Genomic DNA, 26,413 nt, shown 5'->3' with positions numbered 1-26,413 from the left:
ACTGAAGCCCCGCGACCAGTGCGGCAATGGCCACTATTCGGAGATGCATCGACAACCCCCATCGACGCCCGTTACCGTGCGCCAGCAGTCACAGACGGGAGCAATCATAGATTGAAAGCGTAACGGGATCGAGCCCCGCAGCGCCGAAATCTCCGATTTTGGGGGGCTTTTCGGACGTGGGGGCGGCGTCCGACGTCAGTCCGTCACGCGCGCCAAAGCGCACGTCAACCGATCCGAATTGATGGGTTCACGCCACAGGATCCAGGTGACGTCGTCTAGGGCGGACCCTGCACTGTTGCTCTTGGGCTGTTGCTTGTCAGTCCGTGCTTACGATAACGCACTTCACGGTAAACTGAGACCCGCCACGGGGCCCTTGTGCTAGTCTGGTCAAGGCAGGTTCTGCGTATGCGTGGTCCAACAGCATGCCAAACGGACCAAAAGGGCTGTTCATCTTCACCGGGCGTGGTCGGCTGATTGCGCTGGCCGTCGCGGCGGGCTTGGTGCTTGGCCTGGTCGGACCCACCTCTGCACAGTTTTTTAATTTCGGCGGATATCAGCAGCGGCCGCAACCACAACGCGGTGGCGGCTGGTTCGGTAACGAACAACGCGGTGGCGGCTGGTTTGGTAACGAACAACGCGGCGGCGGCGGGTTTGGTAACGACACGTTTGCGCCGTACCAGGAGCAAGCGCCGCCTCGGCGGCAAGCGCAACCGGTGGTGCGGGAGGATTTTTCAAGGGCGCCGCCGCCCGAGAAACGCAACGCTGTACCGGAGCGCCACATTCTTGTGCTCGGTGACGCCATGGCGGATTGGCTCGCCTATGGACTTGAGGGCGTCTATGCCGATCAGCCAGACATGGGTGTGATCCGCAAACACAAGACTGTCTCCGGCCTGATCAAGTATCAGCCGAAGGGTGATCCAGCCGATTGGGCCGCCGCCGCCAAAGGCATCCTCGCCGTTGAAAAAGCCGACGCCATTGTCGTGATGCTCGGGCTTGAGGACCGCGTCGCGATCCGCGAGCCGGCAGCCGAAAAATCCCAGAATAAATCGGGCGACAAGAAAGACGCCGACAAGAAGGACGCCAAGGCCAAACCCGATGGCAAGCCTTCGGGCGAAAAACCGGCGGCGAAGCCCGATGGCGCAACCAAGGCGACGGATCCCGAATTGTCGCCGGACGATGCCACCGACAACAGTGATGCGCGGCCGGCCATGGAACCGGAGAAAAGCGCGCGCTCGCCGAACGGCCTCTATGAGTTTCGCGAGAAACGCTGGGTCGAACTCTACCGGGAAAAGATCGACGAGATGATCGGCGTGCTCAAGTCCAAGGGTGTGCCGGTGCTGTGGGTGGGGCTGCCGGTGGTGCGTGGCCCCAAGGCGACCGCCGACACGGCGTTTCTGGATACGCTCTATCGCGATGCGGCCGGCAGGGCCGGCATCACCTATGTCGATGTCTGGGACGGATTTGTCGATGAAGCCGGCCGCTTTCTACAGCAAGGCCCCGATTTCGAAGGGCAGATCCGCCGGCTGCGCTCCTCCGATGGCGTGTACTTCACCAAAGCCGGCGCGCTGAAGCTTGCGCATTATGCCGAGCGCGAAATCAACCGGCTGTTGGCTGCGCGTTCCGCGCCGGTTGTGCTGCCCACCGAACCGGCAACGCCCGACGCCAGTGCGCGGCCGGATCAGCCGGCGCCGCGTCCGCTGGCCGGGCCGATCGTTCCCTTGGTGGGCTCTTCGGTCAGCACGGATCAATTGCTCGGCGGTCCCGGGTCGCGGCCGGTGACGATCGATGCGCAAGCAGCGCGGGTCTTGTTCAAAGGTGAGGCCGTGCCAGCACCAGCCGGTCGCGCCGATGATTTTGCCTGGCCGCGACGCGAAATTGGACGCGAAGGGGCCAAGGGTGAGACGCCGGTGGCATCAACAGCGCTCGATGCCAACGCACGGGCGCCGGCGGCGTCGCTAAAGCCGAAAAAGCCTCGCCGCTAGCTCGCATCCGCCCTCAAAGACGAACTTCGCTTCGTCCTTCGAGAGGACATGCGAGGTGCCGTAGTACTTCTTCGACAGCTTCTTCTTCCGCCTTGCCACTTCGCCGGACAGACGAATGATCACGTCGTGTTCATAAGTCTTTCCGTCAATCGTGATGGTGCCGAATGTAGTACGTTCGATCTCCATGGCCTGACCTCATGAACTCGGCACGAGGCCCCGACTCCGCGTCGGCGGACCCATCTGGCCGGGCACTACTTCCGAGGCTGCCCCATAGGAGACGTTCTTGTGGGTTATTATCTGCCGCCCTATGACGCGCGGTTGAGAAAGATCGGCAGCCCTCGCTTATTGCCGTAAATGGGGCGGTAGCGCTCCGTGTTGTACGTGCTGGCGACGTCCAATTTGCGCGGCCCGAGCTTGGCGTCAGGGATGGGCACGAGATCGTAGCGCCCCTCTACCAGCGCCGACATGAGGCCGGTCTTGCCTTCCAGGATAGCATCGTAGGCCATGTTACCGAAAGTCAGGGCCACGAGCTTGTCCATGAAGTCCGGATTGCCCGATCGCAGGTCGTATGTGAGATCGGAGGTGATCGTCTCCTCGCCGACGCGTCGCTTGATCTCGTCGGCGAACGATTCCGCCACACTCGCCTTCTTGCGATGACCGTAAGCATCAGGCTCACCGTATTCCTGCACCTCGTAGCCCTCCCACGCGGCGCCCTCGCTGAGCACGACCAGCGCGTAGTTGCTTGGGTTGGCGCGCTTCTCCTCAACGAGCAACTGGATCAGCTTGTCGAGATCGACCTTGTACTCCGGTATGACGCACCGTATCGAGGTGGCGTACGCGGTGTAGAGCGCCGTAAATCCGGCATCGCGGCCAAAGACGCGGAAAATGCCAATTCGCTCGTGCGATCCAACAGTGGTGCGCTGCCGCTGGATGGCGTCGCTGGCGCGGGTGATCGCGGTCGAGAAGCCGATGCAGTACTCGGTGTTGCGGACGTCGTTGTCCATCGTCTTCGGGATGGCGATGATCTTGACGCCGAGGTCGTTGAGCTTGGCTGCGTAACTGAGCGTGTCGTCGCCACCGATGGCGATCAGATGTTCGATGCCGAGCCCCGAGAGGTTCGCCAGCACTTGGCCGGTGACGTCCCACGTCCTGGTTGCGATGCCGCCCTTCGAGCTGAGCGAGGCCGGAAAGTCGTTGCCGACGAGATGATCTGGCAGCTTCTTCATCCTGGACGGATTGGTGCGGCTCGAGTGCAGCACAGTGCCGCCGCTCCGGTCTATAGTGCGCGTGTTGTCACGGTTCAGCGGGATGATGTAGTGGGATCTGCTGGCCGGGTCCTCGAGGTTCACGTGCGTGAGGGCCTCCCAACCACGGCGGAGGCCGACGACCTCGATGTCGTTCTCGCTGCCGCGATATGTCACGCTCTTGATGACTGCGTTGAGACCGGGAACGTCGCCGCCGCCCGTGAGAATGCCGATGCGCCTTTTTGCCATACCCACCTCGCAGGCGGTCCGTTACTCGGCCGCTTCCGGCTTGCGCTCCTGGCGCACCTGAAAGCGCTTCAGCAGTGAGGACACGGTGTCGCGGAAGCCACCATACTCCAGCTCGGAATAGGGCAGCATCGCGGCACCAGACCAGCCCTGGCTGCGCATCTCGATTGCCTTGCGCTGGGCGCGCCGGCGGACCTCGTCCCACGCCGGGTTGTCGAAGAAATCGGTAAATGACTCCGAAAAACGGCCGTCCTTGTCGATCGAAAAGCCGGTGCAGGAAACGATCGGCAGGCAGTACATGCCTGTCACCGGTGTGTTTAGTGGCACGGGCATGAGCGGCATCACGTGCGAGCCGCGCGCATCGCCGCCTACGAAGTGCGCCTTCGCGAACGGTGAGACGATTTCTTCGGGCGCCGGGAAAATCCCCTGGTTCCTGACGATCGCGACCGGATCGTCCTTGCCGGTGTACTTGCCTGCGATCGCGTGAAGACGCTGCGCCGAAACGGCGGCGGCGACCTCGCCATGGGTCCGGGAAACGATGCGATCAATGCCAAAGCGCTCGTTGTCGCGGAGCAGCGCGGCAATGTGGTAGCCATCCGCGGGCGCGTCGAGTTCGATCACGCTGTCGCCGGCCGTGTGGTCCATGTCGATGACATGGAAACGGAATCCCTTGATCATCGGGGGCAGCATCAGCCCCGCGCAATACATGGGATCGGCAAAGGCGAGGTAGAGCGGCAGGTTGTAGGCGCCGGGGCCGCATTTGTCGGCGGCGAACACCATGAAGGACTCCGCAGGTCTCGTGCCCGAGAGGCTGTGGTCGAAGCTGAGCTCGGCGACGCCCGGTCCGGCGCCGCGAACGTTTCCGGAAGGCGCGTCGACGAGAAGATCCTGGCCGGCGCCATAAAGCCCGGAGGTTTTCGCGACCGAGGTGGCCGCGAGGAACGCCTTCCAGGCAAGTTGATGCACCTCGGAGCTCCCTTCGCCCCGTGTGTGTGTCATGATGATCGCAATGTCGTCGCCGGTGTGGCAGACGAAAGCGTCGATCAGCAGGCCATCGCAGATCGCCTTCGCGACCTCGCCCTCGACAGCCGCCATCATGCGTGTGGACGGTTTCGTGTGGCCGCCGACGGAGCCTATGTCAGCCTTGATAACCGAAAGGGTGAGTCTCATGAGCGTTCCCTCCGACCAGCGCAGCGCAACGCCTCGGCGTCTGCGCTTGCTGCGCCGGGGCGACGGCGCTGCTCATTCGCGAAAAAGAACGTCCGAGGTTCCGTTAGGTTCCACGAGAGCCCTTCTCGAAAAGGCTCGGGCTCATCCGGCAACCGGGATCATCGATCACCATAAAGATCATGCCAGAAGCGATGGGATACCGGTCCATGCGCCGCCATTTGCTGCGGTGTACGAGTCCGCTATTTGGCACTTTTCGAAAGTGGGGCGGTTTCCAACTTGAGTCCGGAAATGCGCGTCAAAGCGCACATCGGCCGATCAGTCCGAATTAATGGGTCCACGCCATAGGTTTCCGGTGACGCGGTCTACTGCCGGAATTCGTGGTCAACTCGCCGATGCCGTCGATCGCCACGGTCACCGTGCTGACCGGCTCTGTCATGACGCCGACGCCGACCGATGTTCCGCAAGCGACCAGATCGCCGGGCAGGTGCGTCATGTCATGCGAGATCTTGCTGACGAATTCTTGGGCGCTGAAGATCATGGTCGGTAGTTCTGGCGCTCTGTCCGGCGCATGCCCGCGTCAACTGACGATACTTCAGAATCTCGATTCCGCGGCGCAACGCTGACTTCGCGAACCGCCAGATAAAGGCTGATCGTACCCACGATGACGGGAAGTAGTCCCATGAGTATCCAAGCCAAATGCGCGCCAGCGCCGATCGTGCCAGAAGCAATCCAAATTCCAAAGGCAATGATACCTATCGAGATGGAGAACGAGAATGCGTCATTCATGATGACCTCCAAAGACGTGCGCCTGCCGGATGGATGGCAGCCTGTCAGTAAGTCGGCATCAATTCGGGCCCGCCACTCGACCCCATCAGCCAGCTCGTAAAGGCAGGGAAGGCAGGAATGTCGTGGCTTGTCATTCGCCTTCTCCTGATACGGCAGGGTCTTAAGAACTGCCTCTGGCGGGGAATAGCCTGTCAGTGGAACGATCGAGCCGCTTATCGGAGCCTTGCGCCCCGTTCAGATGGCCGACCAGCTCGCCGGAAAGTCGATAGATATTGATCCCTTTGAGATGATAAAGTTTTTGGCCCTTGAGGTCGAAGATGGCCGCGCCGTCCACCACCCCAACGTGGGTGCCATTGCTATTGAAAATATTGCCGCTCATGACCGACCTCCAAGCGGGGCTCCGGAACCAAGCTGCGCTTGTTGAACCCAGATAGCGAGACAATTCGGGCGCCACCCCGGATACTTTGGATGTATCCAGACGACCATCGCCAAAGCCGAATGAGGCAATTTAGCCCGGACGGCCTAATTCGCCCGTGAGAAGCTTTGTGACCTTCTGCAATTCAAGGGGGTCTGTTAGATCGCAGTTGACGCAGCGGAACTCGCGTCCTCCCGTTCTCACGAGCATAAATCGACCCAAAGCGGACACGAACCTTTTTGGCAACCTATCAAGTCAACATCTCTGACTTATGGTTCGCCCGTCGCTGATGATGTAGTTTGACACACATTGACGCACGCAACGTTGTGGCGCGCAGCTTCAATCTAGTTTCCACGCTGACCGCGCATGGCGATTTGCGCCTCTTGCTGCTCAGCTTGGGAGGAGCTCGCATGAAAAAATTGCTGCTAACGGCGACCGGTTTGATTGCACTCTCGATTCCGGCAATGGCGCAAAATACTGAGGTCCGGGTGATGCCCGATACGCTCATATGGAAGGATAATCCAGCCTTTCCGAAGGGCGTTCAGATTGCCACCTTGGTCGGTGATCCCACGAAAGCGGGCGAGGTCATCGTCTTACGCATCAAGTTTCCACCTAACTTCCAAATGCCTCCGCATACTCATCCCTATTCCGAAGTTGTCACAGTCATAAGCGGTGACGTCGGCACTAGCCATGGCGAAAAATTCGAAAAGAAGGGTGATCTCCTGAAGCCAGGCTCGTTATGGGTGTACCCCGCAAAACACCCGCATTACGCTTGGACCGGAAGCGAGGAAGGGATACTTCAAGTTCAATTTACCGGCCCAGGTGGCATCGATTACATCAATCCGGCTGACGATCCGCGCAAACAGTAGCCGCCCGCATTGCAAGAGGCCGTCTCACGCGGACACTTGTCTGTCCGGTATTCGCAAGGGAGGATGTCATGCGGTCTTCTCCAAAAGTAGCGAGCGCAGCGCTTGCCCTGTGCATGGTGATGTTATCGTTTGGCTCCAGCGCTTTGGTCGAGCCGAAAGCGGAGGTGGCGACGGCAACCTCGGCATGGGGGCAGGCTATTGGCGAAGGCGATCCCGAAAAGGTGTTGCCGTTCTATTCGGACGATGCCGTGCTCTGGGGCACGCTGTCGCCGACCGTGCGCTCCGACCGGGCGGGGCTACGAGACTATTTCGTGGCTGCCTTCAAGGTTCTGCCCGGCCTCAAGGTCGCCTTCGGCGATCAGCTGATCCGCGTGTACGGGAATGCGGCGGTCAATACCGGCTACTATACGTTCTCCTATGTCAAGGATGGCGAGACGAAGAGCTTGCCCGCGCGCTACAGCTTCACGTACGTCAAGAACGGCGAGCGTTGGCTGATCGTCGACCACCATTCCTCGGCCATGCCATCAACCCCGAGATAGCCCACCAGGTTGTCGAATGGTGACACCCGTGAGGGCTCGGCTGCGGCGCGTTCGAGGCTATCTGTTCGTCCGGACTTGGCCTGAAGCCGCCGATATGCGAACCCATCGCTACTACTGGACGAGAGGCGAACTAGGTTCGTACCGTCACGTCACTTCCGTGACTGGCACGTTTCGGACTTGGCACTCGCGCTCGGCGATGTCTGTTCATCGGGGTAAAGCGGAAATCGCTCCTGACCGCGCCGAAGTCTGAAATGACCCATGGCGGACGTATAGGCTTTCCCCATAATCGACAGCCGATAAACAATCTCGGCGTGTTGATTTAGATCAAGACAGACATTCTGCTTGCGTTATCTGTTTGACCGTTTCGCCCACAACGGGATGCTCACTCTTAACCATGGAGGCTCATCCATGCCCACCTATATATCCCTAATCAACTTCACTCAGAAGGGTGCCGAGGCGATCAAGGACGGGCCCAAGCGCCTCGAAGCGGCAAAGCAACGCTTCCGCGATGCGGGTGCCGAGTTAAAAGCCTTTTACCTCGTAACGGGCCAATATGATGCCGTGTCCATTGTTGAAGCACCGAACGACGAAGTGGTCGCAAAGCTCGCCTTGGGGACCGCGGCCCTCGGATTCGTACGGTCGCAGACTTGTCGGGCGTTCGCAGAGGACGACTACAAGACGATAGTTGCATCTTTGTAAGAAGACCTTCATCCCTCAAATAAAAAGCCCCGACCTCGTGCCGGGGTTTTGTTTGATCGCAGCAAAAGCGGACATCGGTCTGGACCGCGCGGAGTCCGAAATTGACCCCACCCGGACATCAGCCGATCAGCATTCGCCTATCGGACACAATTGGATTATCGGGCGGGGTTACCCCGATTAGTCCGGCTTGGCGCCGGAGAACTTGACCACCTTGCCCCACTTCTCGGTCTCATCGGCGATGAGCTTCCCGAAGTTGGCGGGCGAATCCGCAAGCACCGTGCCGCCCATATCGGCGACCCGCGCCTTAATCTTAGGATCTGCGAGGCCCGCATTGATCTCCTTGTTGAGCCTGTCGATGATTTCGGCGGGCGTGTTTTTAGGCGCGCCGACACCCTGCCACGCGCTCGTCTCGTACCCGGGCACAAAATCGCCCACCGTCGGGAGGTCCGGCAGCAACTCCGAGCGCCTTGCACTTGTCACCGCCAATGCCCGAAGTTTGCCCGCCCTGACATACTCGATGGATGCGGGCATGGTGCCGAACATCGCCTGCACGTGACCTGCGAGCATGTCAGTCAGTGCAGGTGCCTCGCCCCGATACGGAACGTGCACCATGTTGAGACCGGCCAGCAGCTTGAACAGTTCGCCTGATAGATGGCCTGCCGTTCCGTTGCCGCCCGATGCCATGTTGACCTTGCCCGGGTTGGCCCGGGCATACGCGATGAACTCGGAAACCGTCTTCGCCGGGAACGATGGGTTTACCGCCATAATGAAGGGGACCGAGTTGATGCCGGAGACGGGTGTGATGTCGCGGAGGAAGTTGAAATTGAGTTTCTCGTAAAGCGTCGCATTGATCGCGGACGAGGCGCCGACCAGGAGGAGGGTGTATCCGTCCGGCGGCGCATTCACGACCAGCTCCGTACCAATATTGCTGCCTGCTCCTGGCCTGTTCTCGATGACAAATTGCTGGCCGAGACGCTCCGACAGCCATTGGCCGATCAGACGAGCGCTGATGTCGGTAGATCCGCCGGCGGCAAATGGGACGACGATGCGCACCGGCCGGGCCGGGTAGGCTTGCGCCCAAGCGAAGCGCGATGGGGCCGGCAGCGCGGCAGCCACTGCTGCGAGAAGCAAGAATTGGCGGCGGGGCAGTTTCATGGCCTCTTCCTCCCTGATCGTCTCTATTGGGCACGCCTAAATGGGCGCGGACGCGCGATGGGAGCGTGGATAGACCGCAAATGTGATGGTCTCAGTGGATATGCCCGCCGAAGGCATCAACGCCTGCCACCAACCAAAGGGGGGACTTCGGCACGTCCCGCTGGCCCGGCTCGAAAGTTAGGCTACCTCAACGGCGCACCGGGAGGAAGTGGGCATGACCGCTTGTGGGCACTATTCGGAAGTGGAGCGGTGTCCGACTTGAGTCCGCAACGCGCGCCAAAGCGGAAATCGGCAGACAATCCGAATTATTGGGTTCACGCCATGAGTCTCAGGCGACGCCGTCTATTGCCTGAACTCGTTGGTCAGTTCGCCGATCCCGTCGATCGCCACCGTCACCGTGTTGACCGGCTCCTTCATGACGCCGATGCCGACCGACGTGCCGCAGGCGATCAGGTCGCCGGGCAGGAGCGTCATGTCATGCGAGATCTTGCTGACCAGCTGCTGCGCGCTGAAGATCATGTCGGATATGGGGTAGTTCTGCCGCTCGGCGCCGTTGAGGATCGTGCGCACCACGAGGCTTGCCGGATCGATGCCCGAGGTGATGACGGGGCCGAACGGGCCATAGCCGTCAAAACCCTTGGCGCGGGCCCATTGGGCAAAGGTCTTGTCGCGGTTGAGGATGTCGTTGGCGGTGACATCGTTGACGCAGGTGTAGCCGAAGATGAAGTCGTCGGCATCCTCGGCGGAAACGTTGGTGCAGGACTTGCCGATGACGATGCCGAGTTCGCCCTCATAGGTGGTCTTGCCGTCATAGGAGACGGGACGTTCGATCACCGCGCCCGGCGCGGTGACGCTGGTGGTGGCTTTCAGGAGATACAAGGGCTCGGCCGGCTCCGGCTGTTGCAGCTTGGCGGCGAGCGCATGAAAATTATTCCAGAGCGCGACGATCTTGGTCGGCTCGGTCGGCGCCAGTACCTCGACATCCCCAAGCGCAAGGATTTGCCCGCTCGGCTTCGAGGTGCCGAACATGCTGCCGTCATGCACTGATATGCCGGACGGCGTGAGCGCGCCGAAGCCGGTTTCACCCTGGTGGCGGAAACGAATCCAGTTGGTCACGTTACGCTGCAGCATCACGCCACCGCCGGGATTTTTGCTTCCGGCGCCGGAAGCACCGTTCCGTCGTAGAGGCCGGCGATCTTGGCGCGCTGCGCGACCAGCGCCAGCACCGCATCCAGCGACGGCGTCGGAATATTGGTCAGCCGTCCCATTTCCTGAACTACCGTCACCAGCGGATCGATTTCCATCGGGCGGCTGCGCTCGAGATCCTGCAGCATCGAGGTCTTGTGCGCGCCGACCTTGCGGGCGCCCTCGATGCGCCGCTCGACATCGACGCGGAACTTGACGCCGAAGGATTCGGCGATCGCCTGCGCCTCCAGCATGATCGCCTTCGACAGCGCGCGGGTGGGGGGATCGGAGCAGATCACGTCGAGGGTGGCGTGGGTCAGTGCGCTGACCGGGTTGAGGCAGACATTGCCCCACAGCTTGAGCCAGATCTCGTCGCGAATGCGGTCGAGGACCGGCGCCTGCATGCCGGCGCTGGTGAAGACCTCGGAGAGCCGCTGCACGTCCTCGGTGATCTCGCCGGAGGGCTCGCCGAGCGGGAAGCGGTCGCCATAGACATGGCGGATCACGCCGGGCGCCTCGATCTCGGTGGCGGGATAGACGATGCAGCCGATCGCGCGCTGCGGCGTCAGCTCGCGCCATTGCCGTCCGCCGGGATCGATGCTCTCCAGCGTCGAGCCCTCAAGGGCGCCGCCATGCTTGTAGAAGTACCAATAGGGGATGCCGTTCACGGCGGTGACGATTCGGGTGTGCGGCCCGAGCAGCGGCTGCATCTGTTCGAGCACGCCGGTGATCGAATGCGCCTTCAGGCAGATGATGACGAAATCCTGCGGTCCGAGTTCGGCCGGGTTGTCGGTGCAGCGCGGATGCACCACGCGCTCTTCGTCCCCGATCAGGAGCTTGAGCCCGTTTGCGCGCATCGCGGCGAGATGCGCGCCGCGCGCCACCAGGCTGACATCAACACCCGCTCGCGCCAGTTGCACACCGAGATAGCCGCCGATCGCGCCGGCGCCGTAGATACAGATTTTCATGGGATCTTTCGCAAAGCCCGGTGTTGATGATTGAGCGTCAGCGTCGCGCCGGTGCTGAGCTCATCTCAGGCCGGCGCGTTGGTGCTGAGCTTCCTTGCGGATATCAAGCCGACGCGGCCAGATTGAAGGGCGTTGCTTCGTCGTCGAACGCGTTGAAGATATCGCGAATGCTGATGACGCCGATCAGGCTGTAATTGTCGATCACAGGCACGTGGCGGATGTGATGCTTGCTCATGAGGTGACGGACATGCTCGAGCGTATCCGTCGATGTGCAGGAGACGAGCTGCTGTACCGAAATGAATTGCGAAACGCGCATATTCACCCCGGCCACGCCGTGCTGGGCGATCGCGCGCACCACGTCGCGTTCGGTGAACATGCCGACCGCCGTGTTGCCTTCGGTGCGCACCACATCTTTCACCACAAGCGCGCTGATATTGCTGGAGCGCATCAGTTGGGCGGCGATGGCGACGGTCTCGTTCATGCGGACCGTTGCGACACGGGCGGCTTTCGTTCGCAGAATATCTCCGACTTGCATGGCGACCTCCTTGGGTGAATTATTACCTCAAGTCTGGTATACATAATGCCAATTGTCAACACGCCTGGCAGTGGAAATCTTTCGCCAGGATGAAGATAAATAGGCAGTATTGCTGACATTATTGGACGCAGCCTCCCGGCCGGAGGAAGGGCGTCATCTTCTGGTGCGGGCCAAAAAGCGCTCAGGTATACCAGAGGCCGTCCAGGCAAAAGAAAACGCGCCCATCCCTGAGGGATGAGCGCGCTTCTTTCGAACAACCGATCCGGTTCGGATCAGGCCGCAAGCTGCGATTTGGCGACCACCACCTTGCGCCACGGCTTGAGCACCGCGATCGCAAGCACCGAGGCCAGGATATTCGCGCCGGCCGCGACGATGAACACGGTGTCCCAGGTGCCCGAAGACTGCTGCATGTAGTTCGCGACAGGCACCAGCAGCGCCGCGGTGCCCTTTGCCGTGTAGAGCAGGCCGGCATTGGTGGTCGCGAACTTCGAACCGAACGTATCGGTGCAGGTCGACGGGAAGAGGGAGTAGATCTCACCCCAGGCAAAGAACACGAAGCCCGACAGCAGCACGAACCACACGGGATCGTGGCCCAGCATGTAGAGGCCCCAGATGCCGATGCCTTCCATCCCGAACGCGATGAACATGGTGTTCTCGCGGCCGATCATGTCGGAGATCCAGCCGAAGAAGGGGCGGGTCAGGCCGTTGAGGACGCGATCGATGGTGGCCGCGAACGTCACCGCCGTCATCGTCACCGCCATCAGCGTGACCGGCACGCTGTCAACCTTCCAGTCGACCGCGATCGGCTTGAGGTTGGCGGTGACCATCAATCCGCCGGCGCCGACGATCACGAACATGAAATACATCAACCAGAAGATCGGCTGACGGATCACCTCGGTCGGCTGATAATTGCGCCGGGTCTGGATGATGTTGGCGTTCTGCGTCACCGCCGGCACTTGTCCTGACTTCGGCGAGAACAGGAAGAAGGCGAGGATCACGATGATGATGCCCTGGCCGAGACCGAAATAGAGGAAGGTGGTCTGGAAGCCGGAGTCCTTGATCATCGCCTGGATCGGCGCGACCGTCAGCGCCGAGCCCGCGCCGAAACCGGCGGCGGTGATGCCAGCGGCAAGGCCGCGCTTGTCGGGAAACCATTTCAGCGCGTTGCCGACGCAGGTGCCGTACACGCCACCGGCGCCGATGCCCGCGATGATCATGCCGAGATAGAAGCCGTTGAGGGTGGTCGCCTGGGCGTTGATTGCCCATCCGACGGCGCAGAGGATGCCGCCGACGAGGACGACGATGCGCGGGCCGTATTTATCGACGAACCATCCCTCGACCGGCACCAGCCAGGTCTCGAACAGAACGAACAGCGTAAAGGCCCACTGGATCGACGCGCGATCCCATCCGAATTTCTTCTGGATGTCGGGGACGAAGAAAGTCCACCCATATTGATAATTGGCGATCATCACCATCGCGGCGACGCCGATGGCCAATTGGGTCCAGCGATAAGCGTCGCTTACTCGGGCCGCCGCGACGGGGGCCGCTCCGTGCACTGTGTCCGTCATCTTCCCTCCATAGGCTGTTCTATCGATACCCGACAGCTCATGCGAGGAGTTTGGTATATGTTATGCCAGTAGACAAGAGAAATCTTGCCAGATTGTCGCATTTCCTGTTGCTGCGGAAAACGCGTCATTAGAACAGCGGTGATCAAGCCGCACGTTAAAATACTGAAACAAAAAAGAAATTAGTTGATGAGCGTAGCTGGCGGCGTTCGTTACGAAAGCTTGCGATTTCTCGAGCCTGATATCCCAGCGTCCAAAACCGCGAATGGCCGGGACAGTGCCCGGCCATGACGACCCCGTTCGAGTGGTTGGGAAGCGCCTGAAAATGCTCCTCGAAATGCTCCTCGCATTTTCTGGAGCATGATCCGGAAAAGTGGGTACCGGTTTTCCCTCGCGACAAGCGCGGAACGCGTTTGCGCGGCGATCATGCTCAAATCAAAGAGGCAGAGCGGGATGACGATTCGAAGAAAAGTCATCACGCTCTCGTCAGGCTTTAGGGAAAGATTTTGTTCGCTCCGGCGATGGCGCCTTGCTCCCTTCAGGCAACGGCGCCGCGCAAGCGGGTATAGCCCTGCTGGATCACCGACCAGAACAGCGCCACCAATCCCAGGATCATGATCGTGCTGACCAGCGTGTTGGAAAAGAATATGCCGAGCGAGCCCTGGGATCCCAGCAACGACTGCCGGAATGCCTCTTCCGCCTTGTCGCCGAGCACGATGGCCAGCACCAGCGGGGCGAGGGGATAATTGCACTTCTTGAGCAAATAACCGATCACGCCGAACACCAGCATCAGGATCACGTCGAACGTAGAGCTGTGGACCGAATAGGCACCGATCGCGCACAGCACCAGGATGAGCGGCGCGATGATGCTGAAGGGGACGCGCAGGATGGCCGCGAAAACCGGCACGCAGGTCAACACGACGATCAGGCCGACGAGATTGCCGAGATACATCGAGGCAATCAGGCCCCAGACGAATTCCTTCTGTTCGACGAACAGCATCGGTCCGGGCTGCAGACCCCAGATCAGGAGGCCGCCGAGCAACACGGCAGCCGTCGGTGAACCCGGCACGCCTAGCGAAAGCATCGGCAGCAGCGCGGCGGTGCCGGCGGCGTGCGCGGCGGTCTCCGGCGCGACCACGCCTTCGATTTCGCCCTTGCCGAAATTGCTGCCTTTCTTCGACACCCGCTTGGCGATGCCGTAACTCATGAAGGAGGCCGGCGTCGCGCCGGCCGGCGTGATGCCCATCCAGCAGCCGATCACGCAGGAGCGCAGCGACGTCACCCAGTAGGCCGGCAACTCCTTCCAGGTCTGCAGCACCACCCGCAAATTGATCTTGGCGCTGCCGCCGCGGAAGGCGAGCCCTTCCTCCATCGTCAGCAGGATCTCGCCGATGCCGAACAGCCCGATGACGGCGATGAGGAAGTCGAACCCGTTGAGCAAATGGGTAACGCCGAATGTCAGCCGCAACTGTCCGGTGATGGAGTCGAGGCCGACGGCGGCAAGCGCAAATCCGATCATCATGGCCGCAATGGTCTTGAACGGTGGCTCCTTGCTCAAGCCGACGAAACTGCAGAACGCCAGAAAATAGACCGCAAATTTCTCGGCTGGCCCGAATTGCAGCGCAAAGCTTGCGACCAGCGGCGCGACCAGCGTGATCATGATCACGGCGAACAGGGCGCCCACGAACGATGAGGTGAAGGCCGCGGTCAGCGCCTCGCCGGCCTTGCCCTTCTGCGCCATCGGGTAGCCGTCGAATGTGGTCGCCACCGACCATGGTTCGCCGGGTATGTTGAAGAGAATTGAGGTGATCGCTCCGCCGAACAATGCGCCCCAATAAATACAGGACAGCATGATGATGGCCGACGTCGGCGGCATCGAGAATGTCAGCGGCAACAGGATCGCAACGCCATTAGCGCCGCCCAATCCCGGAAGCACGCCGATGATGACGCCGAGCACGATGCCGAGGACCATCACCATGATGTTGAAAGGCTGCAGCGCGACCGCAAAGCCATGAAACAGATTGAGGAGTTCTTCCATCCCGATAATCCTGACTGTGCGTCGATGTTACAGACCGAGCCACTCTTCGATCGGCCCCTTGGGAAGCGGGACCAGAAAATAGCGCTCGAAAATGAAATAGGTGACAATGGGCATGCCAAGCGCGACGGCCAGCACGGTAATCCAAGGGTACTTGCCGAGCCATCGCATGAACCATGCGATGAAGACGATCGACGCGAGATACAGCCCCGTGAACGACATGACGCCGACATAGATCGCGGTTGGAACGACGACGCTCATGACCTGGCGAAGCTGTCCCCATTCCGCGAATAGCTCGTCATTGTCTTCGCGCAGTCCGTTCCACAGGTTTATCCCGCTGGCTGCGACGATGAAGATTCCGATGTAGAATGGAAAGAAGCCGGCGCGCGGACCCTCCGCGCCCCAGTTAACGCCGGCCTTCAGGCTGCCGACGATAACGATGACGCCGAAGAGGGCGATCAGCAACGTGATCCCTGCCTCCACCAGCTTGTGGGTGGGGCCTGTCTTGCTTGAGCTGCCTGTTGTCATCAAAACTCCATGCGCGGCCGGGCCCGAGGCCCGGCGTCTGCGTTATGATCCCGGTTGCGGCCGATGCGTCGATCAGTTGCCCGGTGCGGCAAGGAAACCGGCATCCTTCATCAGGACCTCGTGGCGCTTTTCCTCGACCTCGACCCACTTGGCATATTCTGCCCCGGTCAGGGAGGTCGTGTTGAACGCGCCGCTCTTCATGAAGTCCTGCCACTCGGGTGTGGCGCGAACCTTCTTGAACAGTTCGACGTAATATTCGATCTGGTCCTTGGTTGCCCGTGGCGACATGAAGATGCCGCGCAGCATCAGATATTCCATGTCGAGACCCTGCGATTTGCAGGTCGGAATATCCTTCCAGCTCTTGCCGTCCGCGACCTGTTCGTCATAGCCCATCGGCTGCGCGTCGAACACGCAAAGCGGACGCAGCTTGCCACCGCGCCATTGCGCGACGGCCTCAATCGGATTGTTGACGGTGGAATCAACATGGTTGCCGACGAGCTGAACAGCGACTTCGCCGCCGCCCTTGTAGGGAATGTAGGTGAACTTGCTGCCGGTGGCTTTCTCGACCGCGACCGTAATGATCTGGTCTTCCTGCTTCGAGCCGGTGCCGCCCATCTTCATAGTACCGGCAGGAGCGGCCTTCACGGCATCAATATACTCTTTCGTCGTCTTGTACGGTTTTTCGGCATTCACCCACAGCACGAACTCATCGAGCGCCAGCATCGTTACCGGTGTGAGATCCTTCCAGCTGAAAGGAATTCCCGTCGCGAGAGGGGTGGTGAAGAGGTTGGAGAGCGTGATGATGATCTTGTGCGGATTTCCGCCCGATCCCTTGAGGTCGAGGAAGCCTTCGCCGCCGGCGCCGCCCGACTTGTTGATGACGACCATCGGCTGCTTCATCAGGCTGTGCTTGGTAACGATGCCCTGGATCGTCCGCGCCATCTGATCGGCGCCGCCGCCGGTGCCGGCAGGAACGATGAACTCGACTGGCCGCACCGGTTCCCATGCTGCGGTCGCAGGAACAGAAATCCCGATCGCGCATAAGGCGGCAATTGCGCCAAACGCCGTTTGTGCAGTGTGCTTCATTTTGTTTCTCTCCCGTCGAACTGTGGTTACGTCGGTCTTTGCCGGCTTTCTAGTTCTGTCCCGACCATCCGATCGGGTTGTTCTCGCACTCATGACTGTTACACCGCAACGGTTGTCCCCGTGCGATGACTGCAGGCTCGAATTGTAAGAGGGACCTTTCGGTGCGGCATCCGCTCCTTTCGGCCAATTGTGTATTTGCATAACGCCGAAGAGGGCAGGTGAGATGCACCGCCGGCTTCGCGCCAGATCGCCTTGGCTGTCCTCGTGGACCGCACGACTTTATCCCCCCAAATGCGCCCTTCTTTTCGGTGCGGGCGCCCTTGATGTATCTTTGTATGCGATATGCCAGGACGCAAACGGTTATTGGGGCGAATTGGCATTTGGGCTGATTTGTCGCAGATGTTGGTAAAAGTCGGCGGCCCGCTGCAAACGAAAAATGGCCCCGGAAACCGGGGCCATTGCTACAGAGAGTTCATGCGGAGGGGCCGTTCGCCTGGAAAGACCTTCGATCGAAAACCGCTTATTTTCTAGGCTCAGAGACCGAAATAGGGGAGGTCGCCGTTGCGGATGGCGATACGGCTGCTCGCGGTCAGCAGGCGGTCGATGGACGCCATCAGACGGCCGAACAGGGTGCCGGAGGGCAGGAGGCCGATGGATGCAGTCTTGGACATGTTTGTCCCCTTTTCTTGGTGCGGAACCATTCCGCTTGGTGATCTCCGCACAATTTATGTATACCAGATGCCAGCTACAACAGGCTTGTTTGCATAGCAGCAATTGACCGTTTGCATTGCAGCAAAAATAACGAAAGTGGCATTCCAGACGGAACATCCTAGAAAGAAAAAGGCCGCCGGAAACCGGCGGCCTTGGCATTTTGTGTTCTCCTAAGAGTTGGCTTATTCGGCCGCCTGCTTCCGCGGCGGATCGAGCGCGCCGGAATCGTGGATCTCGGCGACCTGGTGATCGGAGAAGCCGAGCACCTGGCGCAGGATCTCGTCGGTGTGCTCGCCGAGCAGCGGCGATCGGGTCACCTCGCTCGGTGAGTCCGACAATTTGATCGGGTTGCCGACCGAAATGTACTTGCTGCGGGTGGGGTGATCGACTTCGACCAGGGTGCCGGTGGCGTGCAGCGACCGGTCCTCGATGATCTCCTTCATCGAAAGGATCGGGCCGCAGGGGATGTCGTCCTTGTTGAGGATTTCCATCGCCTCGAACTTGGTCTTGGTCATCATCTTGTTTCTTGTGAGCAGATACATCTACTTGTCGAGCCAGACATCCTCCATGCGCCAGCTGTCGAAGATGCTGTTGACCATGATCGTCAGGCCCTTGACATAGGGGCGCTCGCAGGTGCCGCCGCGGCGGTAGAAAATGATCGGCCGCACATCGTCATTGGCCAGCTTGCGCTCGATCGTCCATAGGATCTGCTTGCGCTTGGCAGCGTCACCCTCGCGTGATTGCGCCTCGATCAACTTGTCCATCTCGGGATTGCAATAGTTGTCCCAGTTGAGGTTCGAGCCGCAGCCGTAGAACAGCTGCACAATCGGGTCGGGATCGGGCCCTGCCGTCTGCAAGTTGAGCGCGACCGTATATTCCTTGCGCTGGATCTTCGGGAAGTATTGCGCCGTGTCGACGAGGTCGAGTTCGCCATCGATGTAGATCTGCCTCAGCTGATCAATCAGCAGCACCGCCGGGTCGCGATATACCGACCAGTCACGCGTCGTCACCTTGATCTTGAGCCGGTTGTCGGGGCCGTAGCCGAGCTTTCGCACCAGGGCGCGGGCCTCTTCCCGGCTCTTGGGTACGTCGAGGCCGTACCCCGGCAGCTTGGCGATCTGGTCCTGGGTCATGCCCCACAACCCGGCCGGAGGCGGCTGCAAGATGCCGCCGATCTCGCCTTCGCCCTGTCCGATCGTGTCGACATAGGCCTTGCGGTCGATCGTCAGCGCCATCGCCCGCCGCAGATCGGGATTATCGAACGGCGGCCGGGCACGGTTGATCAGCAGGTGGGTGTTAACGGTCCCGGGCGACAGCTCGCACACCGCGTCCGGCACCCGCGCGCGCATGTTGTTGTAGCGGGGAACTGACAGTTCAAACGGGAATGTCATATCGAACTTCCCGGAAACAAACGTCAGGTCCGCAGTCGACCCCTCTTGGATGATGGTGTATTCGATCCCGTCGAGATACGGCCGGTCCTTCTTCCAGTAATCCGGGTTGCGGGTGACTTTTATGCCTTCATTGGGCTTGAACTCGACGAACTTGAACGGGCCGGTGCCGATCGGATGCTGGCGCATCTGCGTCGCTGTGAAATGGCAGGGATAGATCGCCGAGAATCCGCCGGCAAGCAGCATCGGGAAGGCGGCCTGCGGCCGCTTCAGTTTGAAGGTGACCTCGTAATCACCGTTTGTTGTTACGTCGGCTAGGTTCTCATATGCGGTCTTGCGCGGGTTGAGCCGCAGCTTGTCGGGCACCTTATCGAGCAGCAGGTCCCAGGTGCACTTGACATCGGCGGCGGTGAATGGCTTGCCGTCATGCCATTTGACGTCCTGACGCAGCTGGAAGGTCAGCGCGGTGTCGTCCTCGTTCCACGACCAGCTTGTCGCCACCTCGGAGACTATCGTGTCGAGGCTAACCTGCGGCTTGTGCTGGTCGAACACGATGAGATTGTTGAACACGCCCATCATCGGCATCTCGGCAACGATGGTCGCCGTCTCGTGGATCGACATGTTCGCCGGGCTGGCTGGGCTCGCGAGCCGCAGGATGCCGCCGCGCTTCTGCGCCCAGGCCGGATGGCTGGCAGAAAGCGCCAACAGCAGTGAGCCCACTGTAATGCAACACAAATACTGCTTCACCATATTGTCCTCCCTGTGTTCGTGGCTCGATCGCCGAATCGGTCGGCAACGAGCTGGAAAGCGGGTATCGGCGAGATACCGCGCTCCCTTAGAGCGCGATGAACTCCCGCGGCCTCATTCGACCACCCGTCGGCGCGACTGCCCCGGAATCGCCGCGGCTCTGGCCGGCTGAAAGTCTTCTACACCGAAGAGCACCGGGGTGGGGGCCGCCGGGGACGCTCGCTATCGTGCAGCAGGGATCATTCCCTGCGGAAGCAATTGCTGCTGCGGCGCTGCCGTCAGGGCTGGCTGCATTACGTTTCTCACGACGTGTTCACCGATCTCGAGTCCCATTTCCGTGCCGACCCGAGTCGAGAAGCGGTAATGAAAACCGGCCCAGATGCGGGCATTGGCAACTTCTTCCGTGTAGGCCGTCATGTTGGTCCAACGGCGGGTGACGCCGGGCGCCGTCGGGCTTGTCATCGCGGTTTCAGGGATGTCCATGCTTCCCAGGACCGCCTCGACCACGGCTGCGACGGTGCCACTTTGGATGCAGTGCGAGCACGGGTATTCAGGGTGCATGGGCGTGTTGGAGATCGGCTGCCAGGTCGCCTCACGATCGGTCGCCGGATTGCCATCAAGATCGCCGTTGCGGATGGCTGTGATCGGGCGCCAGAAATTGTAGTGATATTTGGCATCCAACACGGCGATGATCGCGTCATTGAGCCCGATTGCCACCAGCGCCATGAACCGCGCGCCGTCGACGACGCTCATCTGCTTCGCCGTCACGAGCGAGCGCACGAACGGGTGATAGGCAACGGGCGGGCCCACCAGCCAGAACCGGGCGATCTCGGTCTGCTCGGGCGTTCGCTTCGCGCTGGTCTGACCGCCATATTCCCTGAGCTCATTGTAGTCCGTTGCCCATTCCTTGCTGTCGAGCGAGATCGGCGGACCGGGCCGGAATTGCGATCCCCTGGTGAGGGCGAACGGCTTCATGTCCGGCCACATCGACGAGATCGTGATCGGCGTCGGCACATAGACGCCGGGCGTGGTCCTTGGGCGGTAGACATCGGGCGCGTCACATCCATCGTTTGCGCGCGCCGCAACGATTTTCGCGGCGGCCGCCTCGCCAAGCCGGACGCCGGACCATTTCGCCAAGCCATCGGGGATCGACGCGAGATACGTGGCGAGCGCTACCTTCATTTCATCGGCGGTCTTTGCATCGATGGTCGTCAGGACGGCGGCGGCAGCGGCGGCAGCGGCGGCTTCTTTCGATGTGCCAGGATCGGCCGGCAGCTGCGCGACATACGGTCGATACTGACGATCGATGGAGTTGACCGCGTCGAACATCGCGGCGTGGACCATGCCCATCATGCGTTGCGCCATATAGGGCGACGTGCCTCCGAGGCTTGCCATCGGTGCGACGACAGCAAGGGCTTTCTGGTCCCAATCGGTGATGACGTTGGCGAATGTCGATGGTGCCGTGGCCATCATGGCGACGACAACCGACAACCTAAGAAGATTGGCGTGCATGTTGCGCTCCTCTCGTTGTCGGCATCCGAGGCTGCGAGACCGCCCGCCTTCGACGCGCCTTGCTTCGCGCAAACGAGAGCCGTCGGGCGGAATGGGACTGCCGCCCTATTCAATGGTATCTGTCGGACATCCGCCGGACATCCCGCTCACCTCGGTTTGCCTGCGGGCGCGCGGGTCGCGCCCTCTGTCGGCATCCTGGCGCGAGAGAAGGCCGGTGTCTTGAGGCCAATGTCCCGACGCGCTTTTGGTGCTGCACCGAGCACCCGGGACAAATGCCCTGTCTCCGGCCCGACTGACGAACCAAAGGTCGCGCCCAGCCCTGCTTCACGAGCGAGCACGATCGCCTGATAGCGATGTTTGACGTCGATCTTGTCGAAGATCCTGCTGATATGATTTCGAACCGTCTTCTCCGAGAGCCGCAGCACGGCGGCGATTTCCGAATTGTCGAGACCCTTGGCGACCTCTTCCAGGACGGCGCGCTCTCGGGGCGTCAGCTCTTCCAGCGGCAAGCCGGTGCGACGGGCCGCAGGCGAATACCCCGGCTCGGCGAGAAAACTTCGCACCTCACTGACGAGTTGGTCCCAAGCCGGCTCATCGGCGAGCAGCATGTGGTTGTCGGTGTCGAGCTGCACGAAGCGGCAATGGGGGATGAGACCGGCAAGCAATCGGGCCTCCCCGATCGGGACGTTGACGTCGCGCTCCGGATGCACGATCAGCGCCGGGCATCGGACTTTTCGCGCAGCGTCTTGCACATCGATATTGCCGGCGATCTCAAACAGCCGGATCGCGGTATCAGGCGAGGTCGCCGCGCGCATCTGCTCGCACCAGGAGCGTCGATGCTCCCGACCGCCGCCCGGCTGAAACCGGGAGGACCATATCTGCAGGAACGCGTGGTCCTCGTTTGCCCAACCTAGCCGCGTGATGTCTTGCATGACCCGCATTCGCTCTGCATCGTGCGGAAAATCTCCTCGCCGCTGGGTGCCTCTCGCGTAGGTGCCATAGAGGACGAGATGGCTGACGCGCTCCGGGTGTCGCGCCGCATACTCGAGGGCAATCGGACCGCCCCAGCAGGTCCCGACCATAGCAAATCGTCCGAAGCCAGCCGCCTCAACGACACATTCGAGATCACGCACCCAGGTTTCGAACGAAAGATTGCCGGCGTTCCGGTCTGAGAGTCCGCAGCCCCGGGAGTCGTGGCGCAACACCTTGTGCTTGCGGGTGAAGGCGTCGAGCCATGGGCGCCAAGCAAGGCTGCGCCACTGATGTTCGAGATGCGAAAGCCAAGTGGCCGACATCACCAATGGGGGGCCTTCGCCGCAGACTGCATAAGCGAGCTGCACGTTGTCGGGCGTCGTGCAAAATCGGATGTCCTGACGCATGGGCCGGCCCTCGGACAGCTCTATTGTACCGCGGGGAGCGTATCTCTGCACCCGATTATTTCAGGTGCAATGATATATGGCAGGCCTTCTCACCATGTCGCCCTCCGTACTCGTCAGCGCCGACGAAGTGGTCGAATGATGTTGGTAATGTCGGCTTGTGGGCCCATAGCCGGCTTGCATCTGTTATCCCCGACGTCCGCTTGCCGACGTAAAGCTGCCAGTCCTTCAAAGGGCTGAGGATAGGAGCAATGGGGCACGTCTGTGTGGGGCGTCTCTCGTGGGTCCTCGCAACCAACCGAATAGCTGAACAACATTCAGCAACTCATCTGTATTGCATCTTCGATGCGACATCCTGTGCAGCGAGTGGCCGCCGTACCGAGGTCACCTGACGTCCTCCCGCCCTAACAAAAAGGCCGCCGAAATCGGCGGCCTTTCGTGCTGTTCGGATGGCGTCGTTATTCCGCCGCCTGCTTCCGCGGCGGGTCGAGCGCGCCGGAATCGTGGATTTCGGCCACCTGGTGATCGCTGAAGCCGAGCACCTGGCGCAGGATCTCATCGGTGTGCTCGCCGAGCAGCGGGGAGCGCGTCACTTCGCTCGGTGAGTCCGACAGCTTGATCGGGTTGCCGACCGAGATGTACTTGCCGCGGGTGGGGTGATCGACCTCGACCAGGGTGCCGGTGGCGTGCAGCGACCGGTCCTCGATGATCTCCTTCATCGAAAGGATCGGGCCGCAGGGGATGTCGTCCTTGTTGAGGATTTCCATCGCCTCGAACTTGGTCTTGGTCATCGTCCACTGTTCGATGCGGGCGAAGATCTCGTTCAGGCGCGACAGCCGGGCAGGCGGCTTGGCGTAATCCGGATGGGTCTTCCAGCCGGGCTCGCCGATCACGTCGCAGATCTTCTCCCACACCGGCGCCTGGGTGATGAAATAGAGGTAGGCGTTGGGATCGGTCTCCCAGCCCTTGCACTTGACGATGCGCCCGGGCTGGCCGCCGCCGGAATCGTTGCCGGCGCGCGGCACCGCGTCGCCGAACGGGATGCCTTCGCCGTACTGGCTGTATTCCTTCAGCGGTCCGTGGGCGAGGCGCTGCTGATCGCGCAGTTTTACACGCGCAAGATTCAACACGCCATCTTGCATCGCGGCGGTGACCTTCTGGCCCTGGCCGGTCATGGTGCGCTGATAGAGCGCGGTGACGATGCCGAGCGCGAGATGCAACCCAGTGCCGCTGTCGCCGATCTGCGCGCCGGTCACGAGCGGCAGGCCGTCGCGGAAGCCGGTGGTCGAGGCCGCGCCGCCGGTGCACTGGGCGACGTTCTCATACACCTTGCAGTCTTCGAAGGGGCCGGGGCCAAAGCCCTTGATCGAGGCCACGATCATCTTCGGGTTGATGGCGTGGATCTTCTCCCAGGGGAAGCCCATGCGGTCGAGCACGCCGGGGCCGAAATTTTCCACCAGCACGTCGCAGCTCTTGATCAGCGCGGTCAGGACTTCCTTGCCCTTCGGGTTCTTGGTGTCGAGCGTGATCGAGCGCTTGTTGTGGTTGAGCATGGTGAAATACAGGCTGTCCACATTGGGAATGTCCTGCAACTGGCCACGCGTGATGTCGCCGACGCCGGGGCGCTCGACCTTGATCACGTCGGCGCCGAACCAGGCCAGCAATTGCGTGCAGGTCGGACCCGACTGAACGTGGGTGAAATCAAGAATACGAACGCCCTTGAGCGCCTTAGACATATGTTCTCTCCTCTTACTATCTGTTGCCGTCATGCCCGCGAAGGCGGGCATCCAGTAATCACCGTCGGTTCAGTCGGGCACAGCCTTCGTCACGCGATAGTTCGGGGGTACTGGATTCCTCGCCTGCGCGGGGAATGACGCCGATGGGTTGATCTGTTTACTTCTTCTTCAAAACGCTCTGCGGATTGAGGTTGCCGATGCGGCCGCTTTCGGAACCGGCTGCCGGATCGATCACCGCGTTGATGAGTGTCGGCTTGCCGGAATCCATCGCGGCGTTGACGGCGCGCTTCAATTCGTCGGGCGAAGTGGCGTTGATGCCGACGCCGCCGAAGGCTTCCATCATCTTGTCGTAGCGCGAGCCCTTGACGAATACCGTCGTCGCCGGATCCGAGCCGCCCGAATTGACGTCGGTGCCGCGATAGATGCCGTCATTGTTGAAGATGACGATGCAGACCGGAAGCTGGTAGCGGCAGATGGTCTCGATCTCCATGCCGGAGAAGCCGAAGGCCGAGTCGCCCTCGATCGCCAGCACCGGCTTGCCGGTTTCGACGGCGGCTGCGATCGAATAGCCCATGCCGATGCCCATCACGCCCCAGGTGCCGACGTCGAGACGCTTGCGCGGCTTGTACATGTCGATGACGCCGCGGGCGAGGTCGAGCGTGTTGGCGCCTTCGTTGACGAGGATGGCGTCGGGCCGCTCCTTGATGATGGTGCGCAGTGCGCCGAGCGCGCCGTGATAATCCATCGGCGAGGCGTTGCTCATCAGCTTCGGCGCCATCTTGGCGACGTTGTCGTCACGCTTCTTGTTGACGGTATTGACCCAGTCGGCCGGCGCGGCGGACCAGTTGCCGCCCATGCCCTCGAGCAGCGCGGAGACGCAGGAGCCGACATCGCCGACCACGGGGGCCACGATCTCGACGTTGGAATCCATTTCCTTCGGCTCGATATCGATCTGGATGAATTTCTTCGGGGCGTCGCCCCAGGTCTTGCCCTTGCCGTGCGACAGCAGCCAGTTGAGGCGGGCGCCGATCAGCATGACGACGTCGGCATCCTTCAGCACGGTCGAGCGCGCCGCACCCGCCGACTGCGCATGCGTGTCGGGCAAGAGGCCCTTGGCCATGCTCATCTGCAGGAACGGGGCGCCGGTCTTTTCGACGAAGGCGCGGATCTCGTCGTCGGCCTGCGCATAGGCCGCACCCTTGCCGAGAATGATGAGGGGGCGTTTCGCACCCTTGAGCACGTCGAGCGCGCGCTTGACGGCTGACGGGGCAGGGATCTGGGCGGGTGCTGCGTCGATCACCTTTACCAGCGACTTCGCGCCCGCAGCCGCGTCGATCACCTGACCGAAAAGTTTTGCGGGCAGGTCGAGATAAACGCCGCCCGGGCGGCCCGAGACGGCGGCACGGATCGCGCGCGCCAGGCCAATGCCGATGTCGGCGGCGTGCAGGACGCGGAAGGCGGCCTTGCAGAGCGGCTTGGCGATCGCGAGCTGGTCCATTTCTTCATAGTCGCCCTGCTGCAGGTCGACGATCTCGCGTTCGGAGGAGCCCGAAATCAGGATCATCGGGAAGCAGTTGGTGGTGGCGTGGGCCAGCGCCGTGAGGCCGTTGAGAAAGCCGGGCGCCGAAACGGTGAGGCAGACGCCCGGTTTCTTGGTCAGGTAGCCGGCAATGGAAGCGGCGTAGCCGGCATTCTGCTCGTGGCGGAACGAGAGCACGCGAATGCCCTCGGCCTGCATCATGCGGCCGAGGTCCGTGATCGGGATGCCCGGCACACCATAGATGGTGTTGATGCCGTTGAGCTTGAGCGCATCGATGACGAGATGAAAGCCATCCGTCAGCTCTTGCTCGGTGCCCGGTGCTTCGGACTTGGTCGCGGTATTCAGCATGGGCTTCATCTCCCTGATCGTTTTGGTTCGGACGATTTTTCGTCGTCT

The 26,413-nt window shown here is 61.2% G+C and carries 22 protein-coding genes and 2 pseudogenes; 4 read left to right on the top strand and 20 right to left on the bottom strand.

Annotated elements, in window-relative coordinates; all coding sequences use genetic code 11:
- Nucleotides 1-422 precede the first annotated feature (422 nt).
- Nucleotides 423-1,982 (top strand): DUF459 domain-containing protein, encoded by a 1,560-nt coding sequence (locus IVB05_RS26705; RefSeq protein WP_247778955.1) that lies wholly within the window; start codon nucleotides 423-425, stop codon nucleotides 1,980-1,982.
- On the opposite strand, the gene IVB05_RS26700 is transcribed toward IVB05_RS26705, so the two are convergent.
- From IVB05_RS26700 to IVB05_RS26680, 5 genes and pseudogenes are all read right to left on the bottom strand, one after another.
- Nucleotides 1,956-2,168 (bottom strand): hypothetical protein, encoded by a 213-nt coding sequence (locus IVB05_RS26700; protein ID WP_247778954.1) that lies wholly within the window; start codon nucleotides 2,166-2,168, stop codon nucleotides 1,956-1,958. The two genes, IVB05_RS26705 and IVB05_RS26700, sit on opposite strands and share 27 nt — an antisense overlap.
- 119 nt (nucleotides 2,169-2,287) lie before the next feature.
- Nucleotides 2,288-3,475 (bottom strand): 6-phosphofructokinase, encoded by a 1,188-nt coding sequence (locus IVB05_RS26695; protein WP_247778953.1) that lies wholly within the window; start codon nucleotides 3,473-3,475, stop codon nucleotides 2,288-2,290.
- Nucleotides 3,476-3,496: 21 nt separating this feature from the next.
- Nucleotides 3,497-4,642, bottom strand: coding sequence for a fructose-1,6-bisphosphatase (locus tag IVB05_RS26690; RefSeq protein WP_247778952.1), 1,146 nt, complete (start codon nucleotides 4,640-4,642; stop codon nucleotides 3,497-3,499).
- Nucleotides 4,643-4,967: 325 nt separating this feature from the next.
- A pseudogene (locus IVB05_RS26685) lies at nucleotides 4,968-5,200 on the bottom strand (fumarylacetoacetate hydrolase family protein); the annotation flags it as partial.
- A 388-nt stretch (nucleotides 5,201-5,588) separates the two neighbouring features.
- Nucleotides 5,589-5,807, bottom strand: coding sequence for a 4-fold beta flower protein (locus IVB05_RS26680; protein ID WP_247778951.1), 219 nt, complete (start codon nucleotides 5,805-5,807; stop codon nucleotides 5,589-5,591).
- 446 nt (nucleotides 5,808-6,253) lie between these two features.
- Here IVB05_RS26680 and IVB05_RS26675 point away from each other — a divergent pair, with 446 nt between their 5' ends.
- The 3 genes from IVB05_RS26675 to IVB05_RS26665 all read left to right on the top strand — a co-directional run bounded on the left by IVB05_RS26675 (nucleotide 6,254) and on the right by IVB05_RS26665 (nucleotide 7,950).
- Nucleotides 6,254-6,712, top strand: a complete 459-nt coding sequence (locus IVB05_RS26675) for a cupin domain-containing protein (protein WP_247778950.1) — start codon at nucleotides 6,254-6,256, stop codon at nucleotides 6,710-6,712.
- A gap of 68 nt (nucleotides 6,713-6,780) precedes the next feature.
- Complete coding sequence (locus IVB05_RS26670) at nucleotides 6,781-7,251, top strand: SgcJ/EcaC family oxidoreductase (protein WP_247778949.1); 471 nt, start codon at nucleotides 6,781-6,783, stop codon at nucleotides 7,249-7,251.
- A 408-nt stretch (nucleotides 7,252-7,659) separates the two neighbouring features.
- A complete protein-coding gene (locus IVB05_RS26665) occupies nucleotides 7,660-7,950 on the top strand; it encodes a GYD domain-containing protein (RefSeq protein WP_247778948.1) in 291 nt (96 codons plus the stop codon).
- Between the two features lie 177 nt (nucleotides 7,951-8,127).
- Here the strand turns inward: IVB05_RS26665 and IVB05_RS26660 are convergent, their stop codons facing one another.
- From IVB05_RS26660 to oxc, 15 genes and pseudogenes are all read right to left on the bottom strand, one after another.
- On the bottom strand, nucleotides 8,128-9,105 hold the full coding sequence (locus IVB05_RS26660) for a tripartite tricarboxylate transporter substrate binding protein (protein WP_247778947.1): 978 nt from the start codon (nucleotides 9,103-9,105) through the stop codon (nucleotides 8,128-8,130).
- A gap of 342 nt (nucleotides 9,106-9,447) precedes the next feature.
- On the bottom strand, nucleotides 9,448-10,236 hold the full coding sequence (locus IVB05_RS26655) for a fumarylacetoacetate hydrolase family protein (protein WP_247778946.1): 789 nt from the start codon (nucleotides 10,234-10,236) through the stop codon (nucleotides 9,448-9,450).
- On the bottom strand, nucleotides 10,236-11,258 hold the full coding sequence (locus IVB05_RS26650) for a 2-dehydropantoate 2-reductase (protein WP_247778945.1): 1,023 nt from the start codon (nucleotides 11,256-11,258) through the stop codon (nucleotides 10,236-10,238). The genes IVB05_RS26655 and IVB05_RS26650 overlap by 1 nt, the downstream gene beginning before the upstream one ends.
- Nucleotides 11,259-11,361: 103 nt before the next feature.
- A complete protein-coding gene (locus IVB05_RS26645; RefSeq protein ID WP_247778944.1) occupies nucleotides 11,362-11,793 on the bottom strand; it encodes a CBS domain-containing protein in 432 nt (143 codons plus the stop codon).
- A gap of 272 nt (nucleotides 11,794-12,065) precedes the next feature.
- The gene (oxlT, locus tag IVB05_RS26640) at nucleotides 12,066-13,361 is read right to left on the bottom strand and encodes an oxalate/formate MFS antiporter (RefSeq protein ID WP_247778943.1); all 1,296 of its coding nucleotides are present in this window, start codon (nucleotides 13,359-13,361) and stop codon (nucleotides 12,066-12,068) included.
- Nucleotides 13,362-13,896: 535 nt separating this feature from the next.
- Complete coding sequence (locus IVB05_RS26635) at nucleotides 13,897-15,396, bottom strand: tripartite tricarboxylate transporter permease (RefSeq protein ID WP_247778942.1); 1,500 nt, start codon at nucleotides 15,394-15,396, stop codon at nucleotides 13,897-13,899.
- A 27-nt stretch (nucleotides 15,397-15,423) separates the two neighbouring features.
- Complete coding sequence (locus IVB05_RS26630; RefSeq protein ID WP_247778941.1) at nucleotides 15,424-15,921, bottom strand: tripartite tricarboxylate transporter TctB family protein; 498 nt, start codon at nucleotides 15,919-15,921, stop codon at nucleotides 15,424-15,426.
- Between the two features lie 72 nt (nucleotides 15,922-15,993).
- On the bottom strand, nucleotides 15,994-17,007 hold the full coding sequence (locus IVB05_RS26625) for a tripartite tricarboxylate transporter substrate-binding protein (RefSeq protein ID WP_247778940.1): 1,014 nt from the start codon (nucleotides 17,005-17,007) through the stop codon (nucleotides 15,994-15,996).
- Between the two features lie 533 nt (nucleotides 17,008-17,540).
- Complete coding sequence (locus IVB05_RS26620; RefSeq protein ID WP_247778939.1) at nucleotides 17,541-17,678, bottom strand: hypothetical protein; 138 nt, start codon at nucleotides 17,676-17,678, stop codon at nucleotides 17,541-17,543.
- A gap of 222 nt (nucleotides 17,679-17,900) precedes the next feature.
- A pseudogene (locus tag IVB05_RS26615) lies at nucleotides 17,901-18,233 on the bottom strand (CoA transferase); the annotation flags it as partial.
- A 27-nt stretch (nucleotides 18,234-18,260) separates the two neighbouring features.
- Entirely contained in the window at nucleotides 18,261-19,856 is a 1,596-nt protein-coding gene (locus IVB05_RS26610; RefSeq protein WP_247778938.1) for an ABC transporter substrate-binding protein, read from the bottom strand.
- 219 nt (nucleotides 19,857-20,075) lie between these two features.
- Nucleotides 20,076-21,365 (bottom strand): vanadium-dependent haloperoxidase, encoded by a 1,290-nt coding sequence (locus IVB05_RS26605; protein WP_247778937.1) that lies wholly within the window; start codon nucleotides 21,363-21,365, stop codon nucleotides 20,076-20,078.
- A gap of 146 nt (nucleotides 21,366-21,511) precedes the next feature.
- Complete coding sequence (locus IVB05_RS26600) at nucleotides 21,512-22,744, bottom strand: alpha/beta fold hydrolase (protein ID WP_247778936.1); 1,233 nt, start codon at nucleotides 22,742-22,744, stop codon at nucleotides 21,512-21,514.
- A 455-nt stretch (nucleotides 22,745-23,199) separates the two neighbouring features.
- Nucleotides 23,200-24,477, bottom strand: coding sequence for a formyl-CoA transferase (gene frc / locus IVB05_RS26595; RefSeq protein ID WP_247778935.1), 1,278 nt, complete (start codon nucleotides 24,475-24,477; stop codon nucleotides 23,200-23,202).
- A 157-nt stretch (nucleotides 24,478-24,634) separates the two neighbouring features.
- Entirely contained in the window at nucleotides 24,635-26,365 is a 1,731-nt protein-coding gene (gene oxc / locus IVB05_RS26590; protein ID WP_247778934.1) for an oxalyl-CoA decarboxylase, read from the bottom strand.
- Between the last annotated feature and the right edge of the window lie 48 nt (nucleotides 26,366-26,413).

This window comes from Bradyrhizobium sp. 170, from assembly GCF_023101085.1.
Taxonomy (GTDB): domain Bacteria; phylum Pseudomonadota; class Alphaproteobacteria; order Rhizobiales; family Xanthobacteraceae; genus Bradyrhizobium.
The sequence above is the reverse complement of the archived record's forward strand: the minus strand, read 5'-3'. Positions and strand labels throughout refer to the sequence as shown.